This window comes from Streptomyces sp. NPDC029122 (assembly GCF_055569445.1).
Genome location: NZ_JBVHWK010000036.1, coordinates 62,313 through 73,049, shown reverse-complemented (window position 1 = coordinate 73,049; position 10,737 = coordinate 62,313). Strand labels below are relative to the sequence as shown.

Below are 10,737 nucleotides of genomic sequence, written 5' to 3'. Positions count from 1 at the left end.
ACCACAGTCCTGTGGGTTCCAGTGCTCTCCGCCCCCCCTCTCCCTCCGCACGCCTCCGTCTGCGACGCACCAGGCGGCCCACCGGAAGGGGGGAGGGCCCCCCCCCCCCCCCCCCCCGGGCCCCTTCCCCGTGTGCTCCCCCGTGTCACGGACCTGCGGGCCCGTCGGGCCTACGGCTCGAACTTGTAGCCCAGGCCGCGGACCGTGACCAGGTAGCGCGGCGCCCCCGGGTCCGGCTCGATCTTGGCGCGGAGCCGCTTGACGTGGACGTCCAGGGTCTTGGTGTCGCCGACGTAGTCCGCGCCCCAGACCCGGTCGATCAGCTGCATGCGCGTCAGGACGCGTCCCGCGTTGCGCAGGAGCATCTCCAGCAGGTCGAACTCCTTCAGCGGGAGGTCGACCTTGGCCCCGGCGACGGTGACCACGTGCCGGTCCACGTCCATCCGTACGGGCCCCGCCTCCAGGGCCGCCGGCGTCACCTCCTCCGGCTCGCCCCGGCGGCGCAGGACCGCGCGGATGCGGGCGACCAGCTCCCGGGAGGAGAACGGCTTGGTGACGTAGTCGTCGGCTCCTATCTCCAGACCCACGACCTTGTCGATCTCGCTGTCCTTGGCGGTCACCATGATCACGGGGACGTTGGAGCGACCGCGCAGCTGCCGGCAGACCTCGGTGCCCGGCAGGCCGGGCAGCATCAGGTCGAGGAGGACGAGGTCGGCGCCGTTGCGCTCGAACTCGTCGAGCCCGTCGGGCCCCGTCGCGGCGATGGCGACCTCGAAACCCTCCTTGCGCAGCATGTAGGACAGGGCGTCGCTGAAGGATTCCTCATCCTCGACGACGAGCACTCGGGTCACGGAAGGACCTCCGGGGCAGGGGTGACTGGTTCTGGGTCAAGCAGGGGTCTGGCGGGCTCGGCGGCGGTCGCCGGGACCGGCGCGGCCGCCTCGGGGAGCCGCAGGGTGAACGTGGAGCCCTGGCCCTCGGAGCTCCATACCGACACCTCCCCGCCGTGCGAGGCCGCCACGTGCTTCACGATCGCGAGACCCAGCCCGGTTCCTCCCGTGGCGCGGGAGCGGGCCGGGTCGACGCGGTAGAAGCGCTCGAAGATGCGCTCGCGGTCCTTCTCCGGGATGCCTATGCCCTGGTCGGTCACGGCTATCTCGATCAAGTCTCCGCCCGGCGCGGTCACCCGGCGCGCCGCGATGCCGACGCGGGTGCGGGCGGGGCTGTAGTTGACGGCGTTCTCCACCAGGTTCCCGAGGGCGGCGGCCAGCTGGCCGCGGTTGCCCCAGACGCGCAGGTCGGCGGTGCCTCCGGCGGCCATGGTGATCTGCTTGGAGGTGGCCGTGTGGCGGCAGCGGTCGATGGCCTCCGCCACCAGCGTGTCCACCCGCACGGGCTCGGCGTCCTCCAGCGGGTCGTCGTTCTGCACCCGGGAGAGGTCGATGAGCTCCTGGACGAGGTTGATCAGGCGGGTGGCCTCGATCTGCATGCGGCCCGCGAAGCGGCTGACCGCCTCGGGGTCGTCGGCGGCGTCCATGACCGCCTCGGAGAGCAGGGAGATCGCGCCGACCGGGGTCTTCAGCTCGTGCGAGACGTTCGCGACGAAGTCGCGGCGCACCGCTTCGATGCGGCGCGCCTCGGTGAGGTCCTCGACCAGCAGCAGCACCAGCCGGGAGCCCAGCGGGGCGACCCGGGCCGAGACCGCGAGCGCCTCGCCGCGGCCGGTGCCGCGCCGGGGCAGGTCGAGCTCGATCTGGCGTATCTCGCCGTCCCGGCGGGTGTCGCGGGCCATGTGGAGCATGGGCTCCACGGCCAGCTTGCCGCCGCGGACCAGCCCGAGCGCGTACGCGGCCGAGCTGGCCTTGACCACCGCGTCGCCCTCGTCGAGGACGACGGCGGAGGAGCGGAGCACGGAGAGGACCGTGTCCACTCCGGGCGGGAGCACCGCGTTGATGTCGGGGCGCATGGAGCTCCGGGTGGGGCGGGCCTGGTCGCGCTCGCTCCAGCGGAACGCCAGCATGGCGATGACACCGGTACAGAGACCGGCGATCGCCGCAGCTGCGGCGACCGCCGCGTTCACGTCCATGGATCCAGGTTAAGCAGGCCCGGGGACACTTCCACAGCCGTCCGGGTGGCACCTCGAACAGTCGTCGCCCAGAGTTCACCCTGACGACGGGGCTGATTCACTTGCGGTGCCGGAGTCGGACGCGTTCGCGTCCGAACGTGTCAACGTGGGGCCGAACGGTCCGCACGAGCAGTGGCGAGCAGCAAGCAGGCAAGAGAGGGACACCATGCGCGACGCGTACCACGAGGAACTGGACTCGATCGGAGAAAGCCTGGTCGAGATGGCCCGGCTCGTCGGTTCCGCGATCGGGCGGGCCACGACCTCCATGCTGGACGCCGACCTGAAGCTCGCGGAGAGCGTCATCGCCGCCGACCAGAAGGTGGACGACCTCCAGCACGACCTGGAGGCGCGCGCCATCGCGCTGCTGGCCCGGCAGCAGCCGGTCGCCACCGACCTGCGGATCGTCGTGACCTCGCTGCGGATGAGCGCCGACCTGGAGCGCTCCGGCGACCTGGCGCAGCACGTGGCGAAGCTGGCGCGGCTGCGGTTCCCGGCGACGGCGGTCCCCCGCGACCTGCACGCGACGATCCTGGAGATGGGTCAGCTGGCGCAGCGCCTGATGGCGAAGGCGGCCGAGGTCATCATCACGAAGGACGTGGACCTCGCCCTCCAGCTGGAGCAGGACGACGACGAGATGGACCAGCTCCACCGCACGCTCTTCCAGCACCTGATGGACGACCGCTGGAAGCACGGCATCGAGACGGCCGTCGACGTGACCCTGCTGGGCCGCTACTACGAGCGGTTCGCGGACCACGCCGTGTCGGTGGCGAAGCGCGTGGTGTACCTGGTGACGGGCGAGCACGCGGACGAGCTCCAGCATCCGACTCCGGCCGAGGGCGCCTGAGCCCCTTCGCGCGGCACGCCCCAATGCGCCGTTGACGCGCCCGTACGGCTGGGCATGAATGAGGCGAAGGCACCACGACTTCCCGTACGCCGCCTGCGAGGAGGCACCATGCCCGAAAGCCCTGTCCCCATCACCCCGGAACAGGAGCAGCCGCCCCGTCCGGAGCCGTTGCGCCTCCCGCTGCTCGCGGCCTGCGGCTGCGGCTCGGGCTGCGGCTGCGGCTGCCAGTCCGGCGCCCCGTGCCAGTGCGGCGGCTGACCCGGCCGCCCAGCCGTGAGGGCCCCGTCCGACCCGGACGGGGCCCTCACCGTTCCGCGCTTCGGTACTACTTCTTGCCCTGGTTCTTGACGGCTTCGATGGCGGCCGCGGCGGCGGCCGGGTCGAGGTAGGTGCCGCCCGGGTTGAGGGGCTTGAAGTCGGCGTCGAGCTCGTAGGAGAGGGGGATGCCGGTGGGGATGTTCAGGCCCGCGATGTCGGCGTCGGAGATGCCGTCCAGGTGCTTGACCAGGGCGCGGAGGCTGTTGCCGTGGGCGGCGACCAGGACGGTGTGGCCGTCGAGGAGGTCCGGGACGATCGAGTCGTACCAGTACGGCAGCATGCGGACGACGACGTCCTTGAGGCACTCGGTGCGCGGGCGGAGCTCCGGCGGGATCGAGGCGTAGCGCGGGTCGTCGGACTGGGAGAACTCCGTGCCGTCCTCGAGGGCCGGCGGCGGGGTGTCGTAGGAGCGGCGCCACAGCATGAACTGCTCCTCGCCGAACTCGGCGAGCGTCTGGGCCTTGTCCTTGCCCTGGAGGGCGCCGTAGTGGCGCTCGTTCAGGCGCCAGGAGCGGTGGACGGGGATCCAGTGGCGGTCGGCGGCCTCCAGGGCCAGCTGCGCGGTGCGGATCGCGCGCTTCTGGAGGGAGGTGTGCACGACATCGGGGAGCAGGCCGGCGTCCTTGAGCAGCTCACCGCCGCGGACCGCCTCCTTCTCGCCCTTTTCGTTGAGGTTGACGTCCACCCAGCCGGTGAACAGGTTCTTCGCGTTCCATTCGCTCTCGCCGTGGCGGAGGAGGATCAGCTTGTACGGTGCGTCGGCCATGCGTACGAGCCTAGTGGACGCCGCCGGGCGCCCGCGCGCGGTCCCGGGGGCCCCGGAGGCGGCCTCCGATTGACTGGCGGCGTCAATTCAGTGGACGCCGACGGGCCCCGTTCGTAATGTGCCAGAGGTCCAAGTGGTACTTACATCATCGGGGGAATCCATATGTCAGCTGCCCGTTGGGGACGGGCCGCCAGGGAGAGCGTCTCGGGTCTGCCGCCCGCGTTCTGGTGGCTGTGGGCCAGCACGCTGGTGAACCGGCTCGGGGCCTTCGTCGCGACGTTCATGACCTTGTACCTGACCCTGGACCGCGGCTACTCGGCCTCCTTCGCTGGGCTCGTGGTCGCCCTGCACGGGCTGGGCGGGGTGGTGTCCTCGCTGGTGGCGGGCGTCATGACCGACCGGCTGGGACGGCGGCCGACGATGCTGGTGGCGAACGTGTCGACGGGCCTGTCGGTGGCGCTGCTCGGCTTCATGGAGCACCCGGCGGCGATCGCGGCGGTGGCGGGGCTGGTCGGGATGGCCTCGAACGCCTCGCGGCCGGCGGTCTCCGCGATGATGGCGGACATCGTCCCGGAGCGGGACCGCGTACGCGCCTTCGCGCTGAACTACTGGGCGATCAACCTGGGCTTCGGGATCAGCTCGGTGGTGGCGGGCGTGGTGGCGGAGTACAGCTACCTGGCCGGCTTCCTGGGCGAGGCGGCGCTGACGCTGCTGTGCGCGGTGCTGGTGTTCGTGAAGCTGCCGGAGTCGCGCCCGGTGAAGGACGCGGGCGTCGGCGCGGCGGCGGACGCGGGGCCGGAGATCGGGCTGGGGACGGTGCTGCGGGACGGCCGGTTCATGGCGGTGGTCGGGCTGTCGTTCGTGATCTCGCTGATCTTCACCCAGGGTTCGGTGGGGCTGCCGGTGGCGATGGGCCGGGCGGGCTTCTCGCCCGGGGACTACGGGCTGGTCATCGCGGCGAACGGGCTGCTGATCGTGATCCTCCAGATCCCGGTGACGCGGTGGATCGAGCACCGCGACCCGCGCCGGCTGCTGGTGGTCTCGGCGCTGCTGGCGGGGTACGGGTTCGCGATGACGGCCTTCGCGGGCCCGCTGTGGGCGTACGCGCTGACGGTGTGCGTGTGGACGCTGGCGGAGATCGTGAACTCGCCGACGCAGATGGAGCTGGTGGTGCGGCTGTCGCCGGTGCACGGGCGGGGCCGCTACCAGGGGATGTACACGATGTCGTGGGCGGTGGCGGCACTGGTGGCTCCGCTGATGGCCGGTTTGGTGATCGACCGGTACGGGGCGGGGTGGCTGTGGGCGGCCACGGGCGTACTGGGGACGGTGGCGGCGGCCGGGTACTGGCTGCTGATGCGGGGGCTTCCCCAGAGGGGCGGGGCGGCGGGCGTGGCCGCGGGCGGGTTCGCGGCTGCGGGGGCGGGCTCCGGCGCCGCCGCGCCGACGGCAACTGCGGTGACGAAGCCCGCCGGCCCGGTGGTGGCCGCCGCCGAGGCGTAGCCGCCGGGAGCGGGGGCGCCGCCGGGGCGCGGCGTCCGCACCCGCGGTGGCGGAGCCCGCCGGCCCGGTGGTGGGGGCCTCCCGAGGCCTCGTACCCCGGGCTGCGGCCGGGCCCCTCCGGCTACCCGCAGGGAGGCGCCCGCCCCGGCTGAGGTGCGTGCAGCGGTCCAGGCGGGGGCGGCAGGGCCGTGTCGTAGCCGCGTCGGCGTCTGGGGCGGGAACGGTGGAAGGGCGGGTAGGGGACGGCCCCGCGCAGCGGCACGTGACCCACCCGCCCGCACCGCGCGCGGGGAGGCCTCAGGAAGGGGACGGCTGGGTCAGGTGCTTGAAGGCGTCCAGGTTGCGGGTCGACTCGCCGCGCGAGACGCGCCATTCGTACTCGCGCCGGATCGCGCTCGCGAAGCCCAGCTCCAGCAGGGTGTTGAAGGCGCCGTCCGCCGCCTCCAGGACGGTGCCCAGGAGGCGGTCGAGGTCGTCCGGGGTGATGACCGACAGCGGGAGCCGGGCCGTGAGGTAGACGTCGCCGAGCGGGTCGACCGCGTACGCCATCCCGTACAGCTTGAGGTTGCGCTCCAGCAGCCAGCGGTGGACCCCGGCCTCGTTCTCGTCGGGGTGGCGGATGACGAAGGCGTTGACCGACAGGGAGTGCCGGCCGATCCGCAGGGAGCAGGTGGTGCTCAGCTTGCGGGTGCCGGGCAGCTGGACGACGTACGAGCCCGGCTCGGGGCTCTCCCAGCTCAGCCCGGCGCCGGCCAGCGTGGACTCGATGATCGCGGCGGTGTCAGCCATGGTGGGAGCGTACGCGACGGCGGTGTTCCTGCATGGCCGCGGTGTACACGTCGGCGGTGCCGCTGGCGGCGGTGTCCCAGCCGAAGAACTGCGCGTGCCGCGCGGCCTCGGCGCCCATGCGGTCGGTGAGCCCGGGGTCGTCGACGAAGCGCCGCAGCGCGCGGGCGTAGTCCACCGGGTCGTGTCCGGGTACGAGGATCCCCGTCACCCCGTCGTTGACGGCGACGGGCAGGCCGCCGACCTCCGCGGCGAGGACCGGCGTACCGGTGGCCTGCGCTTCGATGGCGACGAGGCCGAAGGACTCGTTGTAGGACGGCATGACCAGCACGGACGCGGCGCGGAACCAGTCGGCGAGCCGGTCCTGGGCCACGGGCGGGTGGAAGTGGACGAGGTCGGCGATGCCGAGCCTGGCGGCGAGCTTCTGCAGCCCCTCGGGCTTGGCCAGGCCGCTGCCGCTCGGGCCGCCGACGACGGGGACGAAGAGGCGCCGGCGCAGCGAGGGGTCGCGGTCGACCAGCTCGGCGACGGCCCGCAGCAGGACGTCGGGGGCCTTCAGGGGCTGGATGCGGCCCGCGAACAGCGGGATGACGGCGTCCTGCGGCAGGCCGAGGCGGGCCCGGGCGGCGGCGCGGCCGTCGCCGGGGGTGAAACGGTCGAGGTTGACGCCGGGGTGGACGACGGCGACCTTGCCCGGGTCGGCGTCGTAGTGCCGTACGAGCTCCTCGGCCTCTTCGGCGGTGTTCGCGATGAGCCGGTCGGCGGCGGCGACGATCTGCGTCTCGCCGATGACGCGGGCCGCGGGCTCGGGGGTGTCGCCCTCGGCGAGGGCGGCGTTCTTGACCTTGGCCATGGTGTGCATGGCGTGCACCAGCGGCACGCCCCAGCGTTCGGCGGCGAGCCAGCCGACGTGGCCGGACAGCCAGTAGTGGGAGTGGACCAGGTCGTAGTAGCCGGGCCGGTGGCCGGCCCAGGCCTGCATGACGCCGTGGGTGAAGGCGCACAGCTGCGCGGGCAGCTCCTCCTTGGCGAGGCCTTCGTAGGGGCCCGCGTCCACGTGCCGCACGAGGACCCCGGGCGCGAGCTCGACCACGGGGGGCAGGCCGCCGGTGGTGGCGCGGGTGAACACCTCGACCTCTATGTTGATCGCGGCGAGGCGCTTGGCGAGCTCGACGATGTAGACGTTCATCCCGCCGGCGTCGCCCGTGCCGGGCTGGTGCAGCGGTGAGGTGTGCACGCTGAGCATGGCCACGCGGCGGGGCTTGCGGTGGTGGCCGACGGCGGGCAGGCGCAGGCGCGGGGCGTCGGGACGGCCACCGCGGGCGGCGGCGATGCGGCCGCTGATGCTGCCGCCGAGACGGGACACGTACTGGCTCAAGGGAGCAGTTCCTCTCGCTCGGACGGCGGCGGACGGTCCTCTGCGACCCGCTCTGGCGGGCGGGTCGGCAGCGCCGGTGGGGCGGCATGGCTGCGGGAGCGCGGTCGGCGCCCTGCAAGGAGTGCAACCCGGACGGCGGTCCGCCGCATTCCGGGAGCCCGGAAGTTCCTGTCCGTTTGCCGGATTTTTATCTTGGCCGCGCCCTCCGCTTACGCTCGGCGCATGGTCTCCCGCAGCACTCCGCCGTCCCCGAAGCGCCCCGTGGGCACCGTGACGCGCGGGACGACGAACCCGAACCGGCTGCGCCGCATGGACCGCTGGATCGCCGCCGCGCACGGGGCCGCGCTGCGTCGGGCGGACGCGCCGGTGGCGGTGGACCTGGGGTACGGGGCCGCGCCGTGGACGGCGGTGGAGCTGCTGGCGCGGCTGCGGGAGGCGGCTCCCGGGGTGCGGGTGGTCGGCATCGAGATCGAACCGGCGCGGGTGGCGGGGGCGAAGCCGTACGAACGGGAGGGGCTGAGCTTCCGGCACGGGGGCTTCGAGGTGCCGCTGGAGGGCGGTGAGCGTCCGGCGCTGATCCGCGCGGCGAACGTACTGCGCCAGTACGACGAGGAGCGGGTCGCGGAGGTGTGGCAGCGGCTCTGCGGCCGGCTGGCCCCGGGCGGGCTGCTGGTGGAGGGGACCTGTGACGAGATCGGCCGGCGGCACGTGTGGGTGGCGCTGGGGCCGGAGGGGCCGCGCACGGTGACCTTCGCGACGCGGCTGGGCTCGCTGGAGCGGCCGTCGGACCTGGCGGAGCGGCTGCCGAAGGCGCTGATCCACCGGAACGTGCCGGGTGAGCCGGTGTACGCGTTCCTGCGCGACTTCGACCGGGCCTGGGCGGCGGCCGCGCCGTACGCCTCGTACGGGGCGCGGCAGCGGTGGATCCGGACGGCGCGGGCACTGGCCGCCGACTGGCCGCTGGCGGACGCTCCGGGGCGCTGGCGGCAGGGGGAACTGACGGTGCGCTGGGAGGCGTTGCGCCCGGCGGGGTGAACCTGGCGCGGTGGGGAACCGGCGTCGGAGGCGGTCCGTTGAGTCGGCTGGGACGGTCGGGGGTGGCCGGTCATGATCGGAGCGGCATCCGGAGGGTGTTGGAATTCACCGAGTCGTGGCACCATCCCGGAGACAGTGCCAAGTTACTGATGAATAGTCAGATCTGATGTCCGGTCCGGTCCGGCCCGATTCGTGCCGTTCTCGGGCCGTCGGCCTCGGCCGTCGGCAGTCCGCCGTCCGGTGACATCGGTCTGACCCGGGGCGCCTGGGGGAGCCATGGGGACCGTGAAGCGAGCGTCGTCGCGTCGGCAGGGAGTGTCCGCTCTCACGCTGCTGTGCGCCATGGCGATACTGGCGGCCCCGGGCCTCGCCACCACCGCGTACGCGGCTCCGGGCGCGCCCTCGGCCCCGTCGGCCCCCGCCGCGCCGGCGGCCCCCGCGCCCGAACCGGGCGCCAAGTCCCTGGAGCAGGTCCGCAAGGAGATCGAGGACCTGTACCGCCAGGCCGGCAGCGCGACCGACGCGTACAACCTCGCAGAGAGCGAGACCAAGGCGCAGTCCGAGAGGATCGTCCAGATCGCCAACCTGGTGGTGGCGGGCCAGGACCGGATCTCCTCCCTGAAGGACCGCGCCGGCGCCGCCGCCCGCGCCCAGTACCGCTCGGGCGGGCTGCCGCCGGGCGCGCGGCTGGCGTTGAGCGACAGCCCTGCCGAGTTCCTGGACGGGACGGGCCGGTTGCGGCAGGGCGAGAAGGCCACCACGGACCTGCTGTCCGAACTGAACCGCACACAGACCGACTTGGAGCGTTACGCCAAGGAGGCGGGCGCGCTCTGGCAGAAGATGGAGGACAACAGGGCCAAGAAGGAAGCCGCCAAGAAGCAGATCGAGGAGAAGATCAAGGCGGCGGAGGCCCTGGAGAGCAGACTGGAGGCCGAGGAGAAGGCCCGGCTGATCCAGCTGGAACAGGAAGCGCAGTACAAGGCGCAGACCGCGTGGCTGTCCTCGGGCGCGATGAAGGACGTCAACGGCGCCGCCACGGACGCGGGCAAGCGGGCCGTGCAGTGGGCCACCGCGCAGATCGGCAAGCCGTACGTCTGGGGCGCGACGGGCCCGAGCTCCTTCGACTGCTCCGGCCTGACCTCACAGGCCTGGCTGGCGGCGGGGCGGGGGATCCCGCGCACCTCGCAGGAGCAGCTGCGGCTGCTGCCGAAGGTCGCGCTGAAGGACATGCGCCCCGGGGACCTGATCATCTACTTCGACGACGCGAGCCACGTCGGCATGTACGTCGGTGACGGCGCGATGGTCCACGCCCCGCGCCCGGGGCGCACGGTGACGATGGCGGGCGCGGGCTCGATGCCGATCAAGGCGGTGGTCCGCCCCGACGCGTAGGCCCTGGCCGGGCGGTGAACGTACCCGGGGCCCTGGGGCCCCGGGACCCCGGGGGCGTGCCCCGACCCCGCCGGGGGCGCGCCCGGGCACGCCGGTCGGGGCCGGAGCCGGGCGCGATGCCGGGGCCGGGCGGGATGGCGCGCAGGTGCGGAGCCGCAGGTGTGGACGCCGGCGCGCGGCCGTCCGGGGCGTGGGCGCCCTCGGCGGTCCCGTTCGGGGCTCGGGCCGGGGGCGGGCGCCCTCGCGGGCTCACCTGGACGTCGGCGTGACCGCCGAGGCGGGGACGGGGTGCCGGCGCGGGCACGAGCCCGGGGCGGGAACGCGCGCCGACGCAGTACGAAACCTCCGCGCCCGGGCCCCGGCGGTCTCCCTCCCGAGCGCGGGCGGACGCGGGCGCCGGCGCGGGACGGGCGCTGGCCCCGACAGCGGGACGGGGCGCAGTCGCCGGCGCGGGCCGATGGCGGGGCCCCGCCCGCACGCCGCTGAGGCCCCGGCCGGGGGCTCGCGGCGCGAAACCTCCCCCGGGCTCGGCCCGGCCGGACCCCTCCCATGCGCGGGAACCGTCCGACGCCGACGCCGACGCCTACGCGGGCCCG

The 10,737-nt window shown here is 73.7% G+C and carries 10 protein-coding genes; 5 read left to right on the top strand and 5 right to left on the bottom strand.

Annotated elements, in window-relative coordinates:
* Nucleotides 1-170: 170 nt before the first annotated feature.
* Entirely contained in the window at nt 171-842 is a 672-nt protein-coding gene (gene phoP, locus ACZ4WZ_RS30510) for a two-component system response regulator PhoP (RefSeq protein WP_466527820.1), read from the bottom strand.
* Nucleotides 843-847: 5 nt separating this feature from the next.
* Nucleotides 848-2,086: a two-component system sensor histidine kinase PhoR gene (gene phoR / locus ACZ4WZ_RS30505; protein WP_467895660.1), complete on the bottom strand. Its 1,239-nt coding sequence runs from the start codon at nt 2,084-2,086 to the stop codon at nt 848-850.
* Nucleotides 2,087-2,291: 205 nt separating this feature from the next.
* On the opposite strand from phoR, the gene phoU reads away from it, so the two are divergent.
* On the top strand, nt 2,292-2,969 hold the full coding sequence (phoU, locus tag ACZ4WZ_RS30500) for a phosphate signaling complex protein PhoU (RefSeq protein WP_467895657.1): 678 nt from the start codon (nt 2,292-2,294) through the stop codon (nt 2,967-2,969).
* Nucleotides 2,970-3,077: 108 nt separating this feature from the next.
* Nucleotides 3,078-3,227 carry a hypothetical protein gene (locus ACZ4WZ_RS30495; protein ID WP_351889844.1) on the top strand — a complete coding sequence of 50 codons (150 nt, stop codon included), beginning with the start codon at nt 3,078-3,080 and terminating at the stop codon, nt 3,225-3,227.
* Between the two features lie 67 nt (nt 3,228-3,294).
* Here the strand turns inward: ACZ4WZ_RS30495 and ACZ4WZ_RS30490 are convergent, their stop codons facing one another.
* Nucleotides 3,295-4,053, bottom strand: coding sequence for a phosphoglyceromutase (locus ACZ4WZ_RS30490; RefSeq protein WP_388942461.1), 759 nt, complete (start codon nt 4,051-4,053; stop codon nt 3,295-3,297).
* Between the two features lie 162 nt (nt 4,054-4,215).
* Between ACZ4WZ_RS30490 and ACZ4WZ_RS30485 the strand changes: the two genes are divergently transcribed.
* Complete coding sequence (locus tag ACZ4WZ_RS30485; protein WP_467895652.1) at nt 4,216-5,553, top strand: MDR family MFS transporter; 1,338 nt, start codon at nt 4,216-4,218, stop codon at nt 5,551-5,553.
* A gap of 297 nt (nt 5,554-5,850) precedes the next feature.
* Here the strand turns inward: ACZ4WZ_RS30485 and ACZ4WZ_RS30480 are convergent, their stop codons facing one another.
* Together ACZ4WZ_RS30480 and mshA are read right to left on the bottom strand one after the other, a co-directional pair.
* Nucleotides 5,851-6,342, bottom strand: coding sequence for a type III secretion system chaperone family protein (locus tag ACZ4WZ_RS30480; RefSeq protein ID WP_467895649.1), 492 nt, complete (start codon nt 6,340-6,342; stop codon nt 5,851-5,853).
* Nucleotides 6,335-7,717 carry a D-inositol-3-phosphate glycosyltransferase gene (gene mshA / locus ACZ4WZ_RS30475; RefSeq protein ID WP_467895647.1) on the bottom strand — a complete coding sequence of 461 codons (1,383 nt, stop codon included), beginning with the start codon at nt 7,715-7,717 and terminating at the stop codon, nt 6,335-6,337. The genes ACZ4WZ_RS30480 and mshA overlap by 8 nt, the downstream gene beginning before the upstream one ends.
* Before the next feature lie 222 nt (nt 7,718-7,939).
* Between mshA and ACZ4WZ_RS30470 the strand changes: the two genes are divergently transcribed.
* Together ACZ4WZ_RS30470 and ACZ4WZ_RS30465 are read left to right on the top strand one after the other, a co-directional pair.
* Nucleotides 7,940-8,752 carry a class I SAM-dependent methyltransferase gene (locus ACZ4WZ_RS30470; protein WP_467895645.1) on the top strand — a complete coding sequence of 271 codons (813 nt, stop codon included), beginning with the start codon at nt 7,940-7,942 and terminating at the stop codon, nt 8,750-8,752.
* A gap of 276 nt (nt 8,753-9,028) precedes the next feature.
* Complete coding sequence (locus tag ACZ4WZ_RS30465) at nt 9,029-10,141, top strand: C40 family peptidase (RefSeq protein ID WP_467895643.1); 1,113 nt, start codon at nt 9,029-9,031, stop codon at nt 10,139-10,141.
* The last annotated feature ends 596 nt before the right edge of the window (nt 10,142-10,737 follow it).